21 protein-coding genes are annotated in these 23,691 nt (G+C 50.5%); 9 read left to right on the forward strand and 12 right to left on the reverse strand.

Translation table 11 applies throughout. The features are described from left to right. Nucleotides 1-5: 5 nt before the first annotated feature. Nucleotides 6-2,126, reverse strand: a complete 2,121-nt coding sequence (gene dinG / locus QCD60_RS26540; RefSeq protein ID WP_104154840.1) for an ATP-dependent DNA helicase DinG — start codon at nucleotides 2,124-2,126, stop codon at nucleotides 6-8. Nucleotides 2,127-2,313: 187 nt separating this feature from the next. On the opposite strand from dinG, the gene lexA reads away from it, so the two are divergent. Beyond that, on the forward strand, nucleotides 2,314-2,949 hold the full coding sequence (gene lexA / locus QCD60_RS26545; RefSeq protein WP_347950262.1) for a transcriptional repressor LexA: 636 nt from the start codon (nucleotides 2,314-2,316) through the stop codon (nucleotides 2,947-2,949). Nucleotides 2,950-2,952: 3 nt separating this feature from the next. Beyond that, nucleotides 2,953-3,411, forward strand: coding sequence for a SulA-like leucine-rich domain-containing protein (locus tag QCD60_RS26550; protein WP_279789965.1), 459 nt, complete (start codon nucleotides 2,953-2,955; stop codon nucleotides 3,409-3,411). A gap of 312 nt (nucleotides 3,412-3,723) precedes the next feature. On the opposite strand, the gene QCD60_RS26555 is transcribed toward QCD60_RS26550, so the two are convergent. From QCD60_RS26555 to topA, 3 genes are all read right to left on the reverse strand, one after another. Beyond that, nucleotides 3,724-3,999, reverse strand: a complete 276-nt coding sequence (locus QCD60_RS26555; RefSeq protein WP_279789966.1) for a hypothetical protein — start codon at nucleotides 3,997-3,999, stop codon at nucleotides 3,724-3,726. Between the two features lie 139 nt (nucleotides 4,000-4,138). Continuing rightward, entirely contained in the window at nucleotides 4,139-4,660 is a 522-nt protein-coding gene (locus QCD60_RS26560; protein WP_279789967.1) for a DUF6586 family protein, read from the reverse strand. 220 nt (nucleotides 4,661-4,880) lie between these two features. Then, nucleotides 4,881-7,496 (reverse strand): type I DNA topoisomerase, encoded by a 2,616-nt coding sequence (gene topA / locus QCD60_RS26565; RefSeq protein ID WP_279789968.1) that lies wholly within the window; start codon nucleotides 7,494-7,496, stop codon nucleotides 4,881-4,883. 402 nt (nucleotides 7,497-7,898) lie between these two features. On the opposite strand from topA, the gene QCD60_RS26570 reads away from it, so the two are divergent. Further along, on the forward strand, nucleotides 7,899-8,558 hold the full coding sequence (locus QCD60_RS26570) for a hypothetical protein (protein WP_104154846.1): 660 nt from the start codon (nucleotides 7,899-7,901) through the stop codon (nucleotides 8,556-8,558). An 80-nt stretch (nucleotides 8,559-8,638) separates the two neighbouring features. On the opposite strand, the gene QCD60_RS26575 is transcribed toward QCD60_RS26570, so the two are convergent. The 3 genes from QCD60_RS26575 to cobT form a co-directional block, all read right to left on the reverse strand. After that, nucleotides 8,639-8,905, reverse strand: a complete 267-nt coding sequence (locus tag QCD60_RS26575; protein ID WP_104154847.1) for a DUF1653 domain-containing protein — start codon at nucleotides 8,903-8,905, stop codon at nucleotides 8,639-8,641. A gap of 11 nt (nucleotides 8,906-8,916) precedes the next feature. After that, nucleotides 8,917-12,852, reverse strand: a complete 3,936-nt coding sequence (hrpA, locus tag QCD60_RS26580; RefSeq protein ID WP_279789969.1) for an ATP-dependent RNA helicase HrpA — start codon at nucleotides 12,850-12,852, stop codon at nucleotides 8,917-8,919. Nucleotides 12,853-12,951: 99 nt separating this feature from the next. Then, nucleotides 12,952-14,007: a nicotinate-nucleotide--dimethylbenzimidazole phosphoribosyltransferase gene (cobT, locus tag QCD60_RS26585; protein WP_279789970.1), complete on the reverse strand. Its 1,056-nt coding sequence runs from the start codon at nucleotides 14,005-14,007 to the stop codon at nucleotides 12,952-12,954. 242 nt (nucleotides 14,008-14,249) lie between these two features. Here cobT and QCD60_RS26590 point away from each other — a divergent pair, with 242 nt between their 5' ends. From QCD60_RS26590 to rimK, 4 genes are all read left to right on the forward strand, one after another. After that, a complete protein-coding gene (locus tag QCD60_RS26590; RefSeq protein WP_279789971.1) occupies nucleotides 14,250-14,990 on the forward strand; it encodes a DUF4198 domain-containing protein in 741 nt (246 codons plus the stop codon). Between the two features lie 8 nt (nucleotides 14,991-14,998). Next, nucleotides 14,999-15,532 (forward strand): carboxypeptidase-like regulatory domain-containing protein, encoded by a 534-nt coding sequence (locus QCD60_RS26595; protein WP_104152175.1) that lies wholly within the window; start codon nucleotides 14,999-15,001, stop codon nucleotides 15,530-15,532. 146 nt (nucleotides 15,533-15,678) lie between these two features. Further along, nucleotides 15,679-16,146: an ATP-dependent zinc protease gene (locus QCD60_RS26600; protein ID WP_279789972.1), complete on the forward strand. Its 468-nt coding sequence runs from the start codon at nucleotides 15,679-15,681 to the stop codon at nucleotides 16,144-16,146. Then, nucleotides 16,143-17,048: a 30S ribosomal protein S6--L-glutamate ligase gene (rimK, locus tag QCD60_RS26605; RefSeq protein ID WP_104152176.1), complete on the forward strand. Its 906-nt coding sequence runs from the start codon at nucleotides 16,143-16,145 to the stop codon at nucleotides 17,046-17,048. Before QCD60_RS26600 ends, rimK begins: the two co-directional genes overlap by 4 nt. Nucleotides 17,049-17,134: 86 nt before the next feature. On the opposite strand, the gene QCD60_RS26610 is transcribed toward rimK, so the two are convergent. After that, a complete protein-coding gene (locus QCD60_RS26610) occupies nucleotides 17,135-18,004 on the reverse strand; it encodes a mechanosensitive ion channel domain-containing protein (RefSeq protein ID WP_104152177.1) in 870 nt (289 codons plus the stop codon). A 94-nt stretch (nucleotides 18,005-18,098) separates the two neighbouring features. Between QCD60_RS26610 and QCD60_RS26615 the strand changes: the two genes are divergently transcribed. After that, nucleotides 18,099-18,608 carry a hypothetical protein gene (locus tag QCD60_RS26615; protein ID WP_279789973.1) on the forward strand — a complete coding sequence of 170 codons (510 nt, stop codon included), beginning with the start codon at nucleotides 18,099-18,101 and terminating at the stop codon, nucleotides 18,606-18,608. Between the two features lie 57 nt (nucleotides 18,609-18,665). Here QCD60_RS26615 and QCD60_RS26620 read toward each other — a convergent pair whose 3' ends face one another. The 3 genes from QCD60_RS26620 to yfcD form a co-directional block, all read right to left on the reverse strand. After that, nucleotides 18,666-19,262 carry a response regulator gene (locus QCD60_RS26620; protein WP_279789974.1) on the reverse strand — a complete coding sequence of 199 codons (597 nt, stop codon included), beginning with the start codon at nucleotides 19,260-19,262 and terminating at the stop codon, nucleotides 18,666-18,668. A gap of 68 nt (nucleotides 19,263-19,330) precedes the next feature. Then, complete coding sequence (locus QCD60_RS26625; RefSeq protein ID WP_279789975.1) at nucleotides 19,331-21,487, reverse strand: EAL domain-containing protein; 2,157 nt, start codon at nucleotides 21,485-21,487, stop codon at nucleotides 19,331-19,333. Between the two features lie 105 nt (nucleotides 21,488-21,592). Continuing rightward, nucleotides 21,593-22,096: an NUDIX hydrolase YfcD gene (yfcD, locus tag QCD60_RS26630; protein WP_279789976.1), complete on the reverse strand. Its 504-nt coding sequence runs from the start codon at nucleotides 22,094-22,096 to the stop codon at nucleotides 21,593-21,595. A 322-nt stretch (nucleotides 22,097-22,418) separates the two neighbouring features. On the opposite strand from yfcD, the gene QCD60_RS26635 reads away from it, so the two are divergent. Then, complete coding sequence (locus tag QCD60_RS26635; RefSeq protein ID WP_279789977.1) at nucleotides 22,419-23,060, forward strand: hypothetical protein; 642 nt, start codon at nucleotides 22,419-22,421, stop codon at nucleotides 23,058-23,060. Between the two features lie 184 nt (nucleotides 23,061-23,244). On the opposite strand, the gene QCD60_RS26640 is transcribed toward QCD60_RS26635, so the two are convergent. Then, nucleotides 23,245-23,640: a thioesterase family protein gene (locus tag QCD60_RS26640; protein ID WP_279789978.1), complete on the reverse strand. Its 396-nt coding sequence runs from the start codon at nucleotides 23,638-23,640 to the stop codon at nucleotides 23,245-23,247. Between the last annotated feature and the right edge of the window lie 51 nt (nucleotides 23,641-23,691).

Here is a 23,691-nt window from a genome sequence, read left to right on the forward strand (position 1 = left end):
ATTCATTAATCTATTCGACGACGAAATGGGGGCAGTGAATCCAGCAATGCCTTTCCGTATCTTTTGGAGACAACCCGGCGATCAAGCAATGTAATACGGCCAGTATCCTGCTCCGAGCGCAAGAGCCTTCCCGCAGCCTGCACAAGTCGAATACTGGCATCAGGCATACTGATCTCCATGAAGGGGTTGCCACCCCGCTTTTCAATCCATTCAGCCAGGCCAGCCTCAACAGGGCTATCAGGCACCGCAAACGGAATTTTGGCAATGATAACATGAGTCAGGTATTTTCCCGGCAGATCAATACCTTCTGCGAAAGAAGCTAACCCAAATAAAATACTACCTCGCCCCTCATCCAGGTTTTCGCGATGTAACCTCAAGACTTCCTGCTTGCTGTAAGTACCTTGGGCAAGGATCAGATCAGCCCAGGGCTTGCCGATTTTTTCCAGCACCTCTTCCATTTGCCTGCGAGAGCTGAATAGCACTAGCGACCCTTCATTCAGGTTGAGGTTTTGCTTCAGCCACTCGACCAGCTCGGCGGTATGCTCCTGCGCTCGCGTAGGTTCATTACGCATGAGAGGAACCCACAGCTCAGCAGCATCACCATGATTAAATGGGCTCTGCACTCGCTCATAAGCTGCATCACTTGGCAAGCCGGCGCGCATCATAATGCGATCAAACCTGTTTAATGCTGTTAATGTTGCTGAGCATATTACAGCGCCAAAACATCTATTCCACAGCACCTGACGTAAACGCTCTGCCGCCAGTATCGGACTGGAGCATAAATTAGTATCCAATATATCCTGATAGTCGAGCTTCTCTGCCCACCGAGCCAATGGCACAGCGCCTTCTGCATCATGCTCGCTGTAACTCGTGCACAGCGCCCGAGCCTCCTGAATACGCGCAAGCATCTGCCCAATGATAGGGAACCAGGCCTCAGCTTCCTTGGCAGATATATCAGGATATTCCCCACCCATCGCCTGCTGAATGCCGCGACTCAGTTTATCAACGAGACTTTGCAGTGCGCCCCAACCTTGCCGTAACTGATCACATAAGCCACGCAGCTCTTCCGGCACACGCCCCTCAGCAAAACGGTATACATTAGAGCTGTACTCGCTATCATCACCCCACGTAACAGTGCTGCCAATCAATTCATTAAGGTATAGCAAACCCTGCTCAAGGGTTCTCACTTCGGAAGGAATCTGCTCCACAGCCTTGACCATATCGCCTGTCAGTCTTAACTGCGCAGCCATTGATGCCATATTTTTGTTCAGCTGCTTCAACCATCGATCGGTTGAGCGCACAGCCATCGCAAAAGTAAAGTGCCCAAGCGCCTTGTCAGGCAAATGATGGCCTTCATCAAATACATAAATGGTCTTGGCTGGAGCAGGTAAAATGACCCCCCCTCCCAAGGAGAGATCTGCCAGCACCAAGTCATGATTTGCGACGATACAATCTGCGTCCTCAAGCTCCTGTCGGGCACGATAAAATGGACACTGACTAAAAAACTGGCAACGATGGCGAGTGCATTGCTGATGATCAGTCGTGAGCTTACTCCAACTGCTGTCTGGCAACGGGTTGGGTAAATTATCTTTGTCACCGTTCCATTGACCAGATGACCAGACCTGCATCAGACTTTGCCAATCCTCACCCTCTGCATCTTTATTGTTCAGAGCATCCTGTTCAAACAATGCCAACGTCGGGTCGCTTGTCGCTCCTGTCAGACGCTCCAGCTTACTTGGACAGAGATAGCGCCCCCTGCCTTTCGCCAGAGCGTAGGAAAACTGCATACCACCATTAGCTTTCAAGTCCGGCAGATCTTTTTGCGTTATCTGCTCCTGCAGAGCAACTGTTGCAGTAGATACAACAACCTGCTTTTTCCATACTTTTGCCAGCGGCAGGGTAGCAAGCAAGTAGGCGACTGTCTTCCCTGTTCCAGTGCCCGCCTCTATAACGCAAAGGTGCCGACCACCAATGCGGTTATGCTCAGAATCTTGCTCGATCTCTCCAAAAGTACGCGCAATAGTTCCAATCATCTGCCTCTGACCAAGCCTGGGTCGAAGAGATTTTGCCCCTAGATAAGCTCGATAGGCTTGCTGGATAGCCTCTTTATGGCTTTCTTCTAACATGCAACATCTTCCGCAATTCTGACTGGCTCATTCCGCCAGCATTGTATAGGTAATCCCTTTGTATGTCCGTTGCCACCAGTGCTACTACAAGCCAACAGAGCTGGTCAGATTTTCATCTTTTGGATTTACAACATGAGATGACTGTATATAATCACAGATACTGTATAAACAGACAGATAAAATCACAATGATTAAGCTAACGCATCGCCAATCAGAAGTTCTTGAGTGCATTCGCCGGTATATTGAAAGCACTGGCTTTCCTCCAACGCGCGCCGACCTGGCACGAGAGCTTGGCTTCCGTTCTCCTAACGCGGCAGAAGAGCACCTGAAAGCCCTGGCTCGAAAAGGCGCAATCGAAATTATCGCTGGCGCCTCACGCGGCATTCGCATTCCAAGCGATTCAGGCTCTGCCAATGATGAATCCTCAACCGAGGAAGAGACTGGCTTACCTATAGTCGGTCGCGTCGCAGCGGGCAGCCCTATTCTTGCTCAGGAACATATATCTGACCGTTGCCAGGTCCCACCTGATTTCTTTTCCCCCAAAGCAGATTACTTGTTACGCGTTCAAGGTATGAGCATGCGCGATGCTGGAATTCTTGATGGTGATCTACTCGCAGTACATCGCACTCAGGATGTCCGCAATGGGCAGATCGTTGTAGCTCGAATTGGTGATGATGTGACCGTAAAGCGTTTTGAGCGCAATGGACACTCAGTACAACTCATTGCTGAAAACCCAGACTTTTCTCCCATAGAGTTAGACCTCACCACTGAAGAACTGGTGATCGAAGGTTTAGGTGTAGGCGTCATTCGCAGAGGAAATTAAACCATGCTGTCATCCCATACTCGTGCCACTTCAATATTGCAGCTAGACCATATTGCCAACATCCGGACGTTACCACCTACCACAGAATACTCTGGTAATCATAACCAAGCAGGTATAACTGAAGTCGTGGTAAATCAGCAGAGAGATGGCAAAGAACTATGGTTGCTGCCGATGCTGGCACAGCTTAATGTGGATGACCGCTGGTTTACCTGGGTAGCTCCCCCGAATAATCTGGAAAAGGACTGGCTGCTCACAGTCGGTATCGACCTCAACAAATGCATTCTGCTGAAACCATGTCGCGGCCATGACGTCTACAATCTTAGTCGTCGAGCATTGCGCCAAGGAAACTGCCACCTTGTTGTCAACTGGCCGGAAAAGGAAATTTCATCAGCGGAATATGAAGGTTTGGAGCAAGCAGCTCTTGATGGTGACAGCCATTGCATTTTGATTCGCACCCGTTAAATCAGCTAAACACCTGTATAAACGTGTGAATGGCATTTAATGACAACTGAAGACGGTGACTCGGACAGATGGATTCGTTCTGAGCGATGCATGTCACATAACCTAATGAAAAGCATGCCACGTAAGACTCATCAGTAACTTAGACGTTAGCTTGATGATTTATGAGAATAAATAAGTGACGTCTTTAACTAGTTAAAAAGCCTCATATGTTTGGCAGTGGGCTTAGCCAGCATAGAGGCACTATCTAATTCTGCACAGCTCTTCAGCAAACAAGCCACCAAGCCCGTCACAAAGCGCTTAGCCGCTCCGACCTTAATGCAATATGCGAGGCGCTTCCGAATCAACTTCTGCAGACTGCCTTTCCGCTAACTTCTCAGTCAACGCTTGTACGCCTGATGACAACATTCCTCTGGCCATTTCCAGGTATTGCTCACCCAGAAAATCACGCATCTCACTCACTACCTGAAGTTTGATTAGAGGTAAAACCTCATCTTCATCATGAAGCTGCAGCAACATTTCCCCATTTTCCAGCTCAACAATTTCCAATACTTTTGTATTTTCCAGCAAGCTGGCTAACTTCTCACTCACTTATCCAAAACTCCAACATGAAGCTCACCCATTCATTGAGTCTATTAAACGGTGAGACTGAATCTTAGGAAAACCAACGCTCTGTAAGCCGCAACAGCCAGGACCATAACCTCAAGGCTATGAGCAAATACGACCAACCTTACCACTCAGCGAGCTGCTCGCGCCCCTGCTCAACCAACGCCTTCAATGCCTGCAACCATGTTGCTAACTGCTCGTATCTGTACCCGTCTTCAGCGTGATTGGCTGACAGCTGGACGATGTGTATTTCGGAACTGCTGGAAGGCTGATCTGTAGCAGCCTTATCAACCGCACGCCAGCAGCCTTGATATTCAGCAATGAGCATACTTAACCAGCTATCTGACTCACCCAGTAACTGCTGAATATAAGCATACTCTGGCCCTTCATAACCTCGCTGCTCGAGTAAATCATGCAAATCCAAAGCAGATCTTACCTGCTCCGCTGGGAGCTTATAGCCCTGAGCAATCTCCCTCAGAAAGGCATGATAAGCACCGTAGAGATGAAACAAAACGGATTCATGAAATGACTCGATTAAAGCGTGTTTATCCCAACTCGTAGAATTACCAGCCTGGACAAGAGCATCCAGATGCAGACGTGCAAAATATAATTTCTTATTGGTCCTGCTGGCATAGAGCGGGCTCATGATCACGACCTCAACTTATGACGTTAGATGGTAATAGAGAGAGGGAAGCACTAGAAACTTGTCATGAAGAATATAGCGAAACCCTACCAAGGATATTATAAGTAGGCAGTACTAATAAATTGAGGGTCGACCCAGCCTCAACAAAGTCGCCCCATCAACGAGTTTAAAAACTCAAACAGGCATGAACCGAAACCGACATGTTTCCACACCGCAGTTTCAACTAGCCCACTACCCAGTGACCATCCTTATAGTGTGCTTTCCACCCGGTGGCCTTCCCTTCAACTTCTGTCATGACATATTGCTCTTTAGCTTTGCGACTAAAGCGAACCATTGCGGGATTACCATTCGGATCTTTTACAGGTGCATCTAACAGGAAATGGTATTTAGAATCGATTTCATCCTTATGCGGTAGCAACTCGTGGATAAATGGGGCACGAGTTTCTCTATTTTTGGGGAACTGACTGGCCGCCAGGAATAATCCGGTCGCGCCATCACGCAGTACGTAGTGATCATCTACCTTTTGGCAGCGAATCTCAGGCATTGAGACAGGTTCCATCTTGGGGGGCGCAGCTTCACCACTTTTCAGAAGCTTACGAGTGTTACCACAACTCTCGCTGGTACACCCAAAATACTTGCCGAATCGACCCGTTTTTAGCTGCATATCAGCGCCGCACTTATCACACTCGATCAGTGGACCATCGTATCCCTTGAGCTTGAATTGACCTTTTTCGACATCAAATCCAATGCAGTCCGGATTATTACCACACACATGGAGCTTGCGATCAGCATCTATGAGGTAACTCTCCATCGCCGTACCACATAAATGACAACGCTTTTTATTACGCAGCAGACGGGATTCCTCTTCGTCATCCCCTTCTAAGCTGACCACCTCATCACCAGGAACCAAATTGATAGTTCCCTTACAGCGCTCTTTTGGTGGCAGGTTATAGCCTGAGCAGCCCAGAAAAACACCTGTGGTACCTGTCCGAATCATCATTGGACGACCGCATTTAGGGCAGGGAATATCCGTCTCAGTCGGTGCATTAGCACGCATACCGCCATCATCATCGTTGGCCGCATCCAGTTTGGCTGAGAACTCACGATAGAACACATTCAATAGCGTACGCCAGTCTTCCCTTCCGGTCGCCACATCGTCCAGACGCTCTTCCATCTTGGCCGTGAAGCCGTAATCAAGTAAGTCGGGAAAGTTCTCTACCAGACGATCGGTGACAATATCCCCGATCTTTTCCGCATAGAAGCGACGATTCTGTACTTCTACATAACCCCGTTCCTGAATGGTGGAAATAATAGAAGCATAAGTGGATGGGCGACCAATCCCCCGCTTCTCCAGCTCCTTGACCAGGCTTGCTTCAGTAAATCGAGGTGCTGGCTTGGTGAAATGCTGGCTTGGCAACAGCTCCTGCAACGTCATGACCGATCCAGTCTGCAAGTCCGGCAGAATGACATCTTCTTCTTTTTTGCCTGCGGCAGGCAGAACACGGGTGTAGCCGTCAAATTTCAGAATCCGGCCTTTAGCTTTTAATTCAAACTCGCCCGCCACTACCGTCAGTGTTGAACTAAGGTACTTAGCTGGCACCATCTGACAAGCAACGAACTGACGCCAAATCAGGTCATACAAGCGCTCTGCATCACGATCCATACCAGCAAGCTGAGTTGCCTTGAGATTTACGTCGGAAGGACGTATGGCTTCATGGGCCTCCTGAGCACCTTCCTTACTTGAGTAAACATTCGCTGTTTCTGGCAAATATTCGCTACCAAGCTGACTGAGAATATAGTCGCGACATCCCGCAACAGCCTCTGCTGACAGGTTCGTAGAATCTGTACGCATGTAGGTTATGTAACCGGCTTCATACAAACGCTGAGCCAGCATCATGGTCTTTTTCACCCCAAAGCCAAGACGCGTACTCGCTGCCTGTTGGAGAGTAGAAGTGATAAATGGCGCTCCCGGCTTGGACTGGGTTGGCTTGTCCTCACGCTCTGTAAGATTGAACTGTGAAGCTCCAAGGGATGCCAGAATCTTATCAACCTGACCACGACTGACAGGGCGGAACGCCTCCCCAGACTGTCTGACCACCTGAAAGCGCACCTGATCTTTGTTCTGTTTCAGATCCGCAGCAACCTCCCAGTACTCTTCAGGGATGAAGGCACGAATTTCACGTTCACGCTCAACGATAAGGCGCACTGCTACAGACTGCACACGGCCTGCAGACAGTCCTCGTGCAATTTTGGCCCACAGCAATGGAGAAACCATGTAGCCCACAACCCGATCAAGGAAACGCCGCGCTTGCTGAGCGTTCACGCGACTCATATCCAGGCTTCCAGGGTTGGTAAAAGCCTGGCGAATGGCATTCTTGGTAATTTCGTTGAAGACTACGCGACGATAGCGGTCAGGATTGCCGCCAATGGACTCCATCAGGTGCCAGGCAATAGCCTCCCCTTCGCGATCCAAGTCCGTTGCCAGATAGATAGCTTCAGCGTCTTTAGCAAGGCGTTTGAGCTCGTCTACTACCTTCTCTTTGCCTGGCAACACTTCATAATGGGCGTCCCAGTTGTTGTCAGGATCGACGCCCATCCGAGCAACCAGCTGCTCATGTGCCTTTTTGGTTTTGTAGACAGTTTTCTCAGCCGCTGACATCTTTCTGGTCTTCGCAGCCTCTTGAGCACGTTGCTTGGGGTCTACGGTCTTGCCACTACCACTGGTAGGCAAATCACGAATGTGCCCCACACTGGACTTAACCACATACTCCGGCCCAAGGTACTTGTTGATTGTCTTGGCTTTGGCAGGTGACTCGACAATTACTAATACTTTACCCATAACCCCTTAAAAACCCCTTTCAGGTGGGTGACAGCCACAACCCATAACCAGGCAATACGATGCAGGCGCATTGCGGATCAAGCCTAATTCATACGACGTCTTGCGCGGCACTTATAACGACCTCAAAAACGCCTTGTCAAGTTTTATCTTATTTAAGGACAGTATCAGTACAGCACGTAACCAGTTTTGCCGGTATCAAAGATAGCTGCAGTTTTTACTACTGCCGCCTTCACTCCAACGGCAATGATTGCGCAACCACGTGTGTGATATTTGCTTACTGACCTTTATTACCAATCAACTCATCACTCGCGTAGATAGTGGAAACACTTCAGCATAAGTCGTGAAGCAAAAGCAAAATTAAGTACAATCCTATCTCGAGTTATTTACCTGGATCGATGTTCTATGTGGCTTACCGTTGTTATCGCTGCACTACTGCTGGTACTGATCGCTTCACTGTTCGTCAGCCACCTGGCCTATAAGCGTGAACAGGCAATGCTGGCAATTGAACAGCGGTTTGGAGCATTACGCAGCAGAACTGAATTTCTTCAGGAAATTCAAAGTGCCATTCAACACCTGATCATGCCCCCTTTGATCTGGAACTACCTCATCGACTTCCATATCAGCCTGCTGACACAAATGAAAGAAGTAAAACCCGATGAAGCGTACCTTAACGATCTTATCGAGGAGCAAGAGGCTCTACGCAGTCAGCAGGGCGTTTACCAGGTACCCGCCACTGACCGATCGATCGTTCGGGCACAAAAATATATAAAGTACGTAATGCGCACACTTCGCCAGATGAGAGGAGAGAACATGCTGAGCGCTCATCAGCTGGATGAAAGCATTCATCAACTCTCCTACGTGCATAACGTCATTGAGATTGACGCCCACACGCAACAGGGTATTAAGGCACTGGAGCAACGTCATTATCAGGAGGGTGTCACACACCTCAAGCATGCCAAGGCGATGATTGCCCGTACCGTGATGCATGACGAAGAACGTCAGGAGCGCACGCAGAAGGTTGACCAGTATCTGGCCAACCCCTATAGCCATCCCGCTTCCTGATATGGCTCCGCTTCATGCGCCCCATCAGCGCAAATTCAGGCTCACTGCCGAGAGAAGTACAGTGAGTCAGCGTACTTAACTTACTGCCCGCTCTCTTCGCTGTCACTCAAACCGGAACCCGCCTTCTGCAAGGAGAAGCGAGGAACGATTTCGCCAAGCACATCGACGCTGTCACAGAAACTGCTTACCGGCCTTACCCATAAGCCACGTTCTCCGTATAACGCCCTGTAGAGCACCATCCACTCTTCAGTCTCCGTGTGCCGCACCACCTCCAACACCTGATACCGCCCGCCCTTGAAGTGCAGGTAGAATCCTGGCTGGACAACAGGTTGCTGTTCATCACTCACTGCTTTGCTCCTTAGGCACGTCGTACCTGTTCCCACAGTTTGTTCAGCCGTTTTGCAGATACAGGCTGCAATGTTCCCAGATTCTGAGCGAATAACGAAATCCGATATTCTTCCAGCATCCAGCGAAATGCTTCGAGACTGGGATCCACGATCCCCTGTTTTTCATGAGCAGACCTGCGTTCAGTGTATTGCATCCAGTACGCCTGCAGTTCCTGACTGGCGGCCATTTCCTTGCCTAGATGATTCTGAAAACGCTCCAGCCTTAGCTCAATACCACGCATGTATAGACTCATGCGCCTCAAATGCTGCAAAGGCGTTGCAGACACGAACCCTTTGTATACCAAATTTTCAAGCTGCTGCTTCACATCCGAAAGTATCAGAGCCCAGGCCAGATTGACCTTGCCCTGCAGGAATTTTGCTACACGATTTCGACTTTCCAATATGGCAGCCACCAGCTCCGCCAGCTCATTGGCAGCCGCCACAACCTGATTTCGCCCTGCATCAAGGCCAAGCTCAAAGGTTTCTCGTGTACGCGGCCAATCTTTATCGTGCAGAAACACCTGTTCAAAAGCAGCATTAATAACATCATCCACCAGCTCTTCCTTCCGCCCTACCGCCACAAAGAACAGAGCCGACTGATTCAGTTTAGGCATATTTTTCTGCAGATACTTAACTTGTTGAGCCAGACGTAGCCGGTAGAGTCGCAACAACCCCAAACGCATGGATGCTCTGGCCAGATCAGGGTGATCAAAAACTTTCACCTCAAGCTGATCGCCAGCATCCTGCCAGGCTGGATAACCTTTCAACTTTATCCCCGCCTGCTCCAGCGTTATCTCCTCAGGCAAGGAGACATCCTCTGGCCAGTCAGTCAACCCCGTCCGCTCCAGCTCCGCCACGGGCATGCGTGCCATTTGCTGCTGCACCTGCCCGGCAAACTGCTCGCATAGCGCCTCGAGATCACGCCCCATGCCAAGATCTTTGCCCTTGGAATCCAGCACACGCAGGTTAAATAAATGATGCGCCTCAAGGGCGTCTAGCTGCCAGGCCTCTGCAGGCACGAGCACTCCCGTCATGCGGCGTAGCTGATGGGTTATCGCTTCGAGCAAGCTACCGTCAGCAGAGGACAATGATGCCAGCATGGCATCAACAAAGTCAGGGATAGGCACGAAATTACGTCGTAACTGCTTAGGCAGACCTTTCAGCAAGGCGATACACTTATCGCGCAGCATGCCTGGAACCAGCCACTGCAGGCGCTCCGCGGGTAACTGCCGCAGCAGTGCCACAGGCACGTCCAGCGTGACACCATCGAGCTTATGCCCCGGATCAAAATGGTAATTCAGCGGGAGCTCCATGCCCTGCCAGCGGAAAACGTCGGGATATTGAGCCTCAGTGACACCTTCGGCCTGATGTCTCATCAGATAGGCTTTGGTCAGAAACAGTGCTTTAGGATCGCGCTGCTCAACACGCTTACGCCAACTCTCAAACGACGCCCCCCCAACGACCTGCTGTCCACCCAGCTCATCCAGCTTCTCGCGATAGAACGCGTACAGTGTTTCTTCATCGACCAGAATGTCGCGACGGCGTGACTTCGCCTCTAATGTTTCTACCTCGTCAAGCAGATCCCGGTTGTGACTGAAGAAAGGTGCGCGCGTATCATAGTCACCATTCACCAGCGCCTCGCGAACGAACAGGGTCTGGCTAACTTCCTGATCTACCTTGCTATAACTGACCTTGCGTTTCGGGACAATAATCAGCCCAAACAAGGTTCGCTGCTGATAGGCCACTACCTCTGCACGTTTGCGCTCCCAATGCGGCTCCAGATAGGCATCTTTGAGCAAGCCTTCTGCAAGCGGTTCTACCCATTCAGGCTCAATTCGGGCCGCACAACGACCGTACAGCCTGCTGGTTTCCACCAGCTCGGCAACAACAACCCAACGAGGCTTTTTCTTGAAGAGTGCAGAGCCGGGGAAGATCATAAAGCGACGATTGCGGGTACCATGATAATCCCCCTCGTCCGCTTTCTGGCCGATATTCCCCAACAGCCCGGTCAGCAATGATTGATGGACCGCCTCGTAGCTTGCCGGATCTGCGTTGAGAGCCAGCCCCATCTCCTTGATCAGCAAATACAGCTGGCGATGCACATCACGCCACTCCCGCATGCGCAAATAGTTAAGGAATTGCTTGCGACAATACTGGCGCAACTGATTCTGGCTTAACTCCTGACGCTGCTCTTCATAGCCCTGCCATAACTGCACATAACTGAGGAAGTCCGAGTCATCATGCTGCCACTGCCGGTGCCTTTCATCAGCGGCCTGCTGCTTCTCTGTCGGACGCTCGCGAGGATCCTGTACCGTCAGGGCACTCACAATGATCAGTGCTTCGCTCAGGGAGCTACGCTCAGCTGCGGCAAGAATCATGCGACCTAATTGTGGATCGATTGGCAGTCTGGCCAGCTGCCGCCCCAGAGCCGACAGCTCTCGGCTGCTATCTACCGCCCCCAGCTCTTGCAACAGGCGGAAGCCATCATTCACAAAGCGGCTGTCGGGCCGTTCAAGGAAAGGGAACTCTTCGATATCGCCAAGCTTGAGCGACAACATCTGCAGAATGACGGACGCCAGATTAGTCCTCAGAATTTCTGCATCGGTAAACAAGGGCCGCGAAATAAAGTCCTCTTCGCTATACAGCCTTATACAGACGCCAGGACCAAGACGCCCACAACGCCCTTTTCGCTGATTGGCGCTCGCCTGGGAAATGGGCTCAATCGGCAGGCGTTGCACTTTAGATCGATAGCTATAACGACTGATGCGCGCGACACCGGTATCAATCACATAGCGGATACCCGGCACTGTTAACGAGGTTTCGGCCACGTTAGTCGAAAGAACAATACGCCTGCCACGCCCCGAAGGATGAAACATTTTTTGCTGTTCCGCATTAGAGAGACGCGCATAGAGAGGCAGTACTTCGGTATCACGCAGATTAGCCTTGCGCAGCACTTCAGCTGCTTCGCGTATTTCTCGCTCCCCACTGAGAAATACCAGCACGTCACCTAGCGGCAAGCGCTGCTGACGCTCGTACTCCGCCAGTTCTTCTACCGCCTCCAACACACCTTCGTATTGCGTCAGATCACGATCACCAGCCTCTTCATCATCGTCAGACCAGCCCACCAGCGGACGGTAACGCACTTCGACCGGGTAGGTTCGGCCAGAGACCTCAAGCACAGGGCAATTATCAAAGTGCTGGGAAAAGCGCTGCAGATCGATAGTTGCAGAGGTGATAATGATTTTCAGGTCAGGGCGCTTCGGCAGAATTCTGCACAGGTAACCAAGCAGGAAGTCGATGTTGAGGCTCCGCTCATGAGCCTCATCGATAATCAGCGTATCGTATTGTTCCAAGAGTGGATCATGCTGGGTTTCTGCCAGCAGTATGCCATCGGTCATGAGTTTAATGCGTGTACTGGCGACTGACTCATCAGTGAAGCGGACCTGATAACCCACCATCTCACCCAGCGGCACGGACAGTTCTTCTGCCACACGCGCAGCCACTGCTCGAGCGGCCAGCCGTCTTGGCTGAGTGTGGCCGATGCGACCTCGGGCACCACGACCCAACTCAAGACACAGCTTGGGCAACTGTGTGGTTTTACCTGAGCCCGTTTCGCCTGCAATGACGACTACCTGATGACCATCAATCAATCTCAGTATTTCATCGCGCTTCTGGCAAATAGGCAGTTGCTCGTCGTAGTTGAAAACCACGCGTTGTTCCAGGCGGGAAGCGACGGTAGCCGCAGAGTTCTCAGCCAGCGTCTCGAAGCGTCCTAGCAGCTTGTCAAACGGCCGCTGCTCTTTCTGAGCTTTGCGAATAGCACCCAATATTCGCCGCAATTGACGCGCATCAGCGAGCGTACAATGTGCGAGGCGGTCGTACAGCTCATTAAATGATAGGTTTTCCACTACAGACCTGTATCCTAACCTGTCGATTTGGGCTGGGCATTATAGGCGAGAGCCTAAGGCTATGCAGCTGTGGGCTCCGAGTACGCATGACAGAACCCGCTATTCAGCCCAATCCCACTCCATTTCTTCCACTGTGGCCATGTCGTTGTGTAACAAACAGGCCTGGCGCAGCACCCCCAGAGCGATGGCCGCCCCACTACCCTCCCCCAGGCGAATATTGAGGTTAAGCAAAGGCCTCGCTTCCATTGCCGCAAGAAGAGGCTCGTGCGCAGGCTCGGCAGAGACATGACTGAAAATCAGCCATTGTCTTACAGCAGGCTGAATGCGAACGGCCAGCAAGGCAGCAGCACTACCCACCACACCATCCACCATGGCAGGAAGACCTAACTGGGCACAACGGATAAAGCCCCCGACTTGAGCCGCTATTTCCAGTCCACCCAGACATTGCAGCACCTTCAACGGCGCAGTGGCAGATGTTATCTGATGGTATCTGAGTGCATCAGCGACACGGGAAACCTTCAACGCCAGCACATCTTCATCCAGCCCACTGCCAGCACCACAGACCTGCTCGGCTTTCAGGCCCAGACAGGCAGCGGCTAGGGCGGCGGCTGCAGACGTTGCACCGCTGCCGATATCCCCCGCCAGCCATAAGCGGCAGCCGGACTCCCATGCAGCATCAACGCGGTCTCGGCCAATCGCCATCGCCTTGAAGCATTCATCTTCCTGCATTGCCACCTGATCAACGAAACTGGCTGTACCTTGCCTGACAACTCGATTCAACACGCCCTGCATAGGTTCAAGCTGACCACGCGCCCCGACGTTGACCAGCTCAAAACGAGCCCCCTGAGTCCGAGCAAGGATGCTGATCGCCGCACCTCCACGTGAAAATATGCGGATACGCTCTCTGGTAAGCTTTTCATGGGAGGACGAAATACCCTCATCAATGACACCGTGATCGGCTGCAAAGACAGTAATATGAACAGGATCGATGGCAGGCCTGGCTGTGGACTGCATCGCCGCCAGCAACACTGCCACTTTTTCAAGCTCTCCCAAGCTTCCAAGGGGCTTGGCAAGGCAGGCCTGCCTTGCTTCAGCCTGCTGCCTGAAGATCTGCTTGGGAGATTTACTCGCCTGCTCAAACCAGTAATCAGTCACTTTCGCTCCTCTGGCCTCGGGGACCGACATCTTTCGTGAAGGTGGTATAAAAAGTGTCCAAGGTTATAAGCAATGCCATACAGGGAGTCCAGTTATTAATCCACTTGCCCCTTGACCATCACAAGCCCTGTTCCTACCATCTGCGGCATGCTTACCAAGGACGCCAGCCGATGAATACACAGCTCTGCTGCTTAGGATTATCCAAGCGCCTCATACGATGGGGGGCAGGCATTGCAGCGGGCATGGTGATTTCGGTCTCGGCACAGGCACAGTTTCAGGAGATCATCCCCGATCAGGCAATTTTGCAGGACGTATTGCAACGCCACCTGCATCTGGACATTCGCTTTACTCATCCGATGGACATGGGTCCAGTGCTACCGATGGATTACCCGGAGGAAGTCGGTGTGATTGCCAATGGCCGTCGGACCATTCTGACTGACAAACTACAGACAAATACAGAAGACGGTGCGCAAACGTTCAGTTTGGACTACGAAGTCAAAGCACCAGGTGATCATATCTTTTATATAGTACCAACCCCTTACTGGGATTCGTCCGAGCAAAAAATGATCAGCCAGTATGCAAAGGTCATTGTGGACGCCTACGGTGCAGGTAATGGCTGGGACGTACTGGTCGGTATGCCGATGGAAATTCAACCCCTGAGCCGCCCTTATGCACTATGGGCTGGCAATGTATTTCAGGGCGTCGTCCTGCGTCATGGAGAGCCCGTCCCGTATGCCGAACTATCGGTAGCCTACCACAACGATGGCAGTGTGATTCCGCCTGCAGATTCCTATTCAGAACAAATCATCAGAGCAGACATCAACGGCACATTCACCTATGGTATACCGAAGGCAGGCTGGTGGGGTTTTGCCGCCGCTGCCATGGCCAACGACCCCCTCAAAAATCCAGAGGGTGAAGCCGTTAACCACGAAGAAACTGGCGTGATCTGGGTTCACGCGCTCGACATTCACAAGGCCCATTGATCAAACCTATGCGCAAACTGTTTTCCAAGCTGCCCTCCCTTTGCCTTCTGGGCATACTGTGCTCGTTCAGCAGCTCAGCATTTGCGCACAAACTAAAGCTGTTCCTCTCTGTTGAGGGCCGTTATGTCTCCGGGCAAACCTACTTTATAAATGATGGCCCCGCCCCCGGCACCACTATCAAACTACTGGACGCACAAAACAGAACCATTACCCAGATCCTGTCTGACGCGGATGGCTATTTTCGCCTGCCTCTTCCTGAACGAGGGGAAGTAATGGTTGAAGCCGATGCAGGTGCGGGTCACTCCGATCATGTGCACCTCACGCCACAACCGACTGTCAGCCAGACAACCCCCATTGATGATGACATGAGCCCCTCGCAGAGACTGGACTTTGGCATCATCCAACACCAGCTCGACAACCTGCACGAACAGCTGCAACAGCATGATCAGCGCACCCGCCTGTTCGATATCTTTGGTGGCCTGGGCTACATTCTGGCGATCTTGTTTGGCTTACTGCTCTGGCGTCATCACAACCGCCGATAGTCCATACAGGCATATTGCATTTCTAGCTTGATGACCTACACTGCGCGGATGTTGTCTGGTACCTCCCATCGTCTGCTCTGCCGTAGAAACGTCATCATCCACTGTTAAAAAAGCACTCCCCCACTATGGTGTTGAGGAAACAGACCATGACTCAGAGCAATACGCTGGGATGGTATGAATGGGTTTCGTTACCCGAGCTCGGACTGCCTGCGATTAAAGCGAAGGTGGACACCGGGGCACGTACTTCCTGCCTGCACACCTACAGGGTAGAGCCATTTAATCGTGATGGAGAACCCTGGATTCGGTTCCATGTTCATCCCTTACAGCACAACAGTGACACTTCTATCTGCTGCGAAGCCAAGGTCAAGGAGCAGCGTCAGGTAAGGGATTCTGGAGGGCATACCACATTAAGGTATGTCATCGAGACAACCATTAGCCTCGGTACGCTGCTTCATCAGGTTGAAATCACCCTGACAGCACGCGATGACATGCAATTCCGCATGCTGCTTGGGCGTACATCCATACCCAAGGGCTGCGTGGTGGACCCACATCGTTCACGACTGATGTCTGGCAAACCTGCCAGCAAAAAGAAATCCAAGAAGGCCGAATCATGAAGATTGCCATCCTTTCCCGTAACCCGGGACTTTACTCTACCAAACGCCTTCTGGAAGCTGCCGAGCAACGTGGACACGAAGCGCGTGTGATCGATACCCTTCGTTGTTATATGAACATCTCCAGCAATGCACCCAGCATTCACTATATGGGTGAAGACCTGAATGACTACGATGCCGTGATTCCACGTATCGGAGCATCAGTGACGTTTTATGGCACTGCGGTACTTCGCCAGTTTGAAATGATGGGTGTCTATCCTCTCAACGAGTCTGTTGGTATTTCTCGCTCCCGCGACAAACTTCGCTCACTTCAACTGTTATCACGCAAAGGCGTTGGCTTGCCTGTAACCGGCTTTGCCCATTCTCCCGATGACATCCCTGACCTAATCGATATGGTCGGTGGCGCTCCCCTTGTCATCAAGCTACTTGAGGGTACTCAGGGCATAGGAGTAGTGCTCGCAGAAACCCGTAAGGCCGCAGAAAGTGTCATCGAAGCTTTTATGGGGCTCGATGCCAACATTATGGTGCAGGAATTCATCAAGGAAGCCGGAGGAGCAGATATTCGCTGTTTCGTAGTGGGTGGCCGGGTCGTGGCAGCCATGAAACGCCAGGCTCAGCCTGGCGAGTTCCGCTCCAATCTACACAGAGGCGGCTCTGCTTCTCTTGTTCGGTTGACCAGAGAGGAACGCGAGACGGCAGTAAATGCCGCACGCATCATGGGATTGAATGTGTGTGGCGTTGATATTCTTCGAGCGGAAAGAGGCCCATTGGTTATGGAGGTCAACTCCTCACCCGGACTGCAAGGGATAGAAGCAGCCACGGGCAAAGATGTTGCGGCAATGATCATTGAGTTTATCGAAAAACAAGCCAAGCCCAATCGCACTCGCACCAGAGGCCGCGGTTAAGATTCCTTTCCCAAAAGTGAAACTCAACATCCAGCTAACGACGCTCAGCCTGACCTGATGGTCAGGCTGGACTGAACAGATTGGCCTTATGCCTGGGTCTCAACCTTGTCTGAAGAAGCAAATGCCGCCGCAGGTCCAGTGAATCCACCTTCAATGTGAATAGTTCGCTGCGGGAAGGGAATTTCGATATTTTCCTCATCAAACAGCGTTTTAATACGCTCATTAAGTGCAAAATAGACATCCCAATAATCGCTACTTTTTACCCATGGACGCACCACAAAGTTTACAGAGTTATCTGCCAGAGCGGCGACGCCAATAACAGGTGCGGGCGCAGGCAGAATACGGCTCTCTTCAGCCAGAATACGCTCCAGAACCTTACGGACATGGGCCAGATTCGAGCTGTACCCTACTCCCACTGTCATATCGATACGACGCTCGGTTTTGGTTGAGAAGTTAGTAAGCGTATTCTGCAGCAAGTTGGAGTTTGGCATCACGACATGCTGGTTATTTGATGTCTTGAGCTCGGTATACAGCAGGCCGATATGCTCAACTGTCCCCGCAGTGCCCGCACAATCGATAAAATCACCAATGCGGAAAGGGCGAAACGCGGTTAACAAGATACCTGCGGCGATATTAGACAAGGAGTCCTTCAATGCCAGGCCTACAGCCAAACCTGCAGCACCCACGACAGCTATCAAAGACGTTGTTTGAATACCCAGCTGTGTCAGTGTGATAATAACGGTCAAAATGACCAGCACGGCATGAGTCAATGTGCGCACAAAAGAGGCCAAAGTGGGATCCATCTGCGCTTTGACTAACAAACCCAATACGACACTGCTAATTCTTCTGCTCAGCCACCACCCAAGAATAAAGACTAATAAGGCGGAAATTAGTCTGGGCCCCCAGGTCAGGATAATTGTCTCCACATATTGACTATCGAATGCAAAATTTTCCATATTTACTCCTGAATTGATATTGGATTGTCACATCCAATCAATGACACCATTGGAGTATAATCGACTTTTTTGATCGATTCAGAGGAAAACTGTTGTGCTACAAGTATTTGCCGGTCTTTGGGGCATTGCAGGGGTCTCACTGTTGCTGCTGTCGGCAATAGGTCGTCTGTTGCCTCTGAGTCTGTCTGCTTTTGACATGCCACTGTCCTGGCAGCATTGGATAACCTTTTGGGCATTTCTAATCTTTATGCTCTACAACGAAGGCTATCGTGGCTTTCAAAAAGCGTTCTCTCCGCGCACCGCAGCACGTGCACGTTATCTCAGTCAATCAGCTACTCCAGCGCAAGCCATTTTTGCTCCCTTTTTCTGCATGGGTTATTTCCACACTACGCGAAAAAGACAGATCATCTCGATCAGCATTACCTGCACCGTTATTCTCCTGATTATACTTTTCCATTTTCTACCCCAGCCCTGGCGTGGAATTTTGGATGGGGGTGTTGTGGCTGGCCTAATATGGGGAATACTTTCTTTTTGGTACTGCTGCTGGAATGCATGGTTCAATGTGAACTTTTCTCACTCTGCTGAATTACCGCATCACTCCTGATGAAAAAAAGGACCACATGGTCCTTTTTATTTATATAAATGTATTAATAGCAGAATGCTATTCCGCACTTAAGCCAGGTTTTTCAATATGTATTTGCATATCCAACAAATCAGCAACTTTCTTCAATAACATCTGATTTTCAAATGGCTTCGACAAAATGTCATCCGCTCCCTGCTGAATAGCATCCTGCAGCTGACTCTCACTGAGCGCTGAAACCACCAGCACTTTCACTCCTCGCCAACGCTCATCCTGACGCAAAAAATCCAGAACACTAAACCCATTAAGCCCGGGCATTTGCAAATCCAATGTGATTAGCGAAGGATTGAACTCAGCCAGCTGAGCCCCGGCCTGAAAGCTGTCATGCACAACCCGGGTCTCAAAACCTGCACGTCGTAACACCCTTTCGATAGCACTAGCCATCGCTGGCTGATCTTCAATGATCAAGATTCGCCGGCTCAAGTCCTGAAACTCTGCAGGAACAGGCATATCATGCTCACGCAGAAAGGCGACAAAATGGTCAATACTGATCCTGTTGTCTCCTCTGCCAGGCAGCTTGAACGCTTTCAACTGGCCGCGCTCGATCCATCTGATAACTGTGCGAAAATTCACACCACAGTATTTAGCGACTTCGCCTGTGGTAAGGGCTTTTTTCACGTGACAACCTCTTCTTCTTAAACTATTACAATCAGGGAGCCATTTGATACTCCGCTGACAACAGGCAGTTATTTGTATCCCTGACGCTCGAGAAAGCCTTCAAACTCTTCTACCGGCATTGGCCTTCCCTGCAAATATCCCTGAGTCATATCACAACCTGCTTCAGCCAGGAATTGCCACTGGGGCTGTGTTTCAACGCCTTCTGCCACCACTTTCAGGCCTAAACTCTTAGCCAATGCCAAAATAGCGCAGATAATTGCGCGATCTTCGTTATCGTTCTCGATATCACGAACAAAAGCTCTATCGATTTTCAGTGTTTGAATGGGTAAACGTTTGAGATAGGCCATGGATGAATAACCAGTGCCAAAATCATCAATGGCCAGACCGATACCTAAATCACGTAAAGCAAACAACTGATAAAGCGCCTCATCCACATCTAACATCAGTGTGCTTTCAGTTAGCTCTAGTTCCAGCATCTCAGCAGGAACATCAAATCTCTGCAGTAACTCATGCACTTTATCTACCAGGGACGCATCCATCAGTTGTCTGGCCGACAGATTGACAGCAATTGGGATAGTCCACCCCATGGATCGCCAGTCTGCGATTTGCCGGCAAGCCTCCTCAAGCACCCAGTACCCCAGATTGACAATCATGCCAGTTTCTTCAGCGACTGGAATGAACTCCATAGGCGAGATCATTCCCTCCTCACCCAAGGGAAACCAGCGGATGAGAGCCTCAACTCCAGCTAACTGACATGGGCCAGACGTATCCATTTTTGGCTGATAAAACAGTTTTAACTCATTACGGGGAATGGCCTGCCGTAGTTTGTTTGCAATTTGCAGACGTCCCTGAGGATGCTCCCCCATAGAGTTCTCATAACAGAGAATACGATTCTTCCCCAGCGCCTTGGCACGAAAACGTGCCATATCGGCGTGTTTAAATAACTCATCAGCGTCTCTGGCCTGATTGGGAAACAGAGCAACACCTAGCGTAGCGCTGGGGTAGATTTGCTTGCCGTTTATATCAAAACATTCTGTGCAGATGGTATGCAGCTCTCGGGCGACCGACAGCGCCTCAGCTTCAGTAGCGACATCAGGTACCAGAACAGCAAATTCGTCCGCTTCCAGCCGGGCAATTTCACCACGCTGACCTAGCTGCTTCTTCAACTTTCTCGCTACAGCAATCAAGAGCGCATCGCCAGTGGCATGCCCCCATGACTCATTCACCAGCTTGAAGTTGTCCATATCCAGCAGTATCAGCCCAAGCTGACGAGAAGCTTCAGCCTGCTTCATTAATCGATTGAGATTATCGACGAAATGCTGGCGGTTGGGTAAATCAGTCAATACATCAAGGTAGGCCAATTGATTAAGCTTACGCTCAGCCAGCCGCTGCTCAGTGATATCACTGAAAAACAGGACAAAGTGAGTAACCTCTCCTTGCTCACCCAGAACGGATGAAATATCCATCTGGCTAATGTACATCTCGCCGCTTTTATTCCGATCCAGCACCTCGCCGCGCCAATGCCCCTGAGTAAACAGCTGGGTTAGCATGGACTGATAGAATGGCTGACCATGCCAGCCAGAGCCCAGCATTCGTGGCTTACGACCAATGATCTCGGCCTGCTCGTAGCCACAGATATCTGTACAAGCCTGGTTAGTATTCAGGATATTAAAATGCCGATCGGTAATGATGATGCCCTGAGCAGCATGCTCCAGTACATGTGCCGCTATTTGCACTCTATTTTCCAGCGCCCGGGAAGACGTGACATCTTCCAGCACGCCAACCCAGCGCTTATACCCTTCATCACTCAGACAAATAGCACGCAGGGAAAAGTGATAAGACTGCTGATTCAACGTAAGGGGAAATGACAGATTGGACTGCTTTGCTGTCGAGTTTGACTGCATTAATCCACGCAGAAACTCTTGCTCTGACTCAGGGAGAACAGTCATCCAGTCTTCGGAGCGGAGCCAATATGGTGAACTATCCATACCGAGCAAACTTTTCAGCTCAGGCGACAGCCACCACCCCTCTTCACTACGATATTCCCAGACATAGCCCCCCATGAGCTGCATTGCCTGCCGTAACCGACTCCACTCAGCCTCTATTCTTGAAAAGCCACGCGATGATCCATCCTCAGAAAGATGGCCGATACGCTCTATCAAACTTGTGAGCGTCGGAAACCACTGTTTATCCCAAGACGAATTCATCATATCCAGCGTAGCCATACATCCCAGACTGTTATCGCCAACATAGTTCTGCCATTACCTGACCTTATCAGTCCGGCCGCACCACATATTCAATTAGCAATCTTTTCAGAAACAACAAATTAGTCACATCTTCTCATTTCGCTGTACCGACTGCCAGTAGTGAAAGGCGTTCAGACTTGTTTCTGTAATGTGATCCATTAGCTTAGTTGAGATATTCTCTATCGGCATAAACCATGCTTCCTCTACTTCTTCTGGCTGAAGGCGCAGATCTCCATCCCACATACAGGAGTAGACTCGTCCCCAGACCTGATAGTCATCGCCCTCATCAAAGAACATGCCGTGATCAGTAAGAACAGCCTTAACACCCAACTCCTCTTCCAGCTCCCGCTGTGCTGCATCCCTCCACTCTTCATCAGCAGCGACAACACCGCCAGCAGACAACTCTAACCAGCCCGGCCGAAAATCCTTGCGCATAGTACGACGATGTACACATATCTCACCGGCACTGTTAAAGACCAACACATATACAGCGCGATGACATAGTCCTTCCGCACGCATTCGTGCACGAGAGACACTGCCTATGACGGTATTCTCGCGGTCAACCCACATAATCAGCTCATCACTCATCTATATCCCTCTCAAACGAGATGTACGACTCACAACATGATGAGCATTCGTTCCAAACATTGATACTTATCAAAGGCCTGAAACCGCACTTTAGATATAGTGATCATCGAAAGCTAACGCTTTCCTCCCTGGCTCACTTGGCTCCTGAAGAGTATGGGAGCGGCCCTTTCCCCGGAAAGGGCCTTTATTTTTTCTGTCTGTTCTTTTTATTAGGCGCAATTCAGGCATAATGCGCTCACCTCCAATGATCACTCGTCACCCTGCTATGGTTTCCCTGGTTCGATCCTGCCTAATCGTTGCAATATGCTCTGGTATTGCGAACGTGTGTTTTGCTGCATCTTTTTCCATCCAGATAGATGAAACACTGAAGCCACTGCAATCCATAATTGCAGCGGAGCTACCACAATACTGTGAGCTGCAGCCTCAGTTTTTCATTGAGCAGCATGATATCCCGCCCGAGAATCTGGCAGCGTCACTCCGTCTGAGCTGGCGTGCTGACGGCTACTATGAAGACGATACTCTGCTGGCCACAGCGCCTTTGGCATTGTGGCGCCCTCAGTCTGCAACCAGCGTAACCCTTGCAGATCTTGATCCAACCGCGCCGTTAGCAATAGCCGACCCCCGTAAAGATGCCTATGGTCAGGCAAGTCAGAGCTATTTGGTCGAAAATCACACTTGGCCATGGCCAATGGAACTTATTAGCCTTCAGCCCAGCCAGCGTATATTTGACGTCCTGCGACAAAATGGAGCTTCACAAGGGTTCGTACCTGTTCCTTTGCTGATGGAAGCAGGAATTGATCGCAACCAATGGGCGGTGATGCCTCCATCAAAGCTCCGCCCTGTTGCAGTGATTGATCACTTCTATCTTGATGATCCAGAGCAAGAAGCCTGCTGGCTACACCTGCTGGATAGTGCCATGGTAGTTAACGCTCTGGAGAAACTAGGTTACGAACTCCCGCAATAACTATCACTCCTGCACACTCTTCAGCAATCTGACCAGCTATTTCTTAATATTGAATCTGTAAATAGTTGGCAACATTGATCTTTTTAGTTCCCGCTGATGTTGCCTAACTCGTCGTGAAAAGAGAGCCTCTGACTCACGAGAGCAGCTTCCCCTGACAAGACTTTAATTTAACCACTCGCAAGGATTAAGCTATGGCCATGTGCAGCTGTAAACGCTCCCTGATATCGTCAGTAATCCGCACCGATGTCTTTTGAGTCCAGTCGTAGTAAACCATTGTCACTCGACCTCTAGCCCCCAGTGTCTCACCTTGCCAAGCCTCCTGCAGGACGACAAATGAAGAATTGCCTATACGTTCAATCCAGGTTTTCACCTCTACTGGCTGATTGAAGAACAACTCACCAATAAAATCGACCTCAAGTCGCGCCAGAATCAGATTCCATTTTTTGGGGTCCATATCTGGCGTGAACAGCGGGAACAAGTCATTCCTGGCTAATTCGAACCAGACAGGCAGGCGGGTGTTATTGATATGACCTAAAGCATCCGTATCATAAAAGCCTGGCTCAATCATCTTGCTAAACATGATTACTCCTCCACTGCCGCTATTTATCTGGCAGCAGTTATCACAATTATT

This window comes from Pokkaliibacter sp. MBI-7 (genome assembly GCF_029846635.1).
Lineage (GTDB): Bacteria > Pseudomonadota > Gammaproteobacteria > Pseudomonadales > Balneatricaceae > Pokkaliibacter.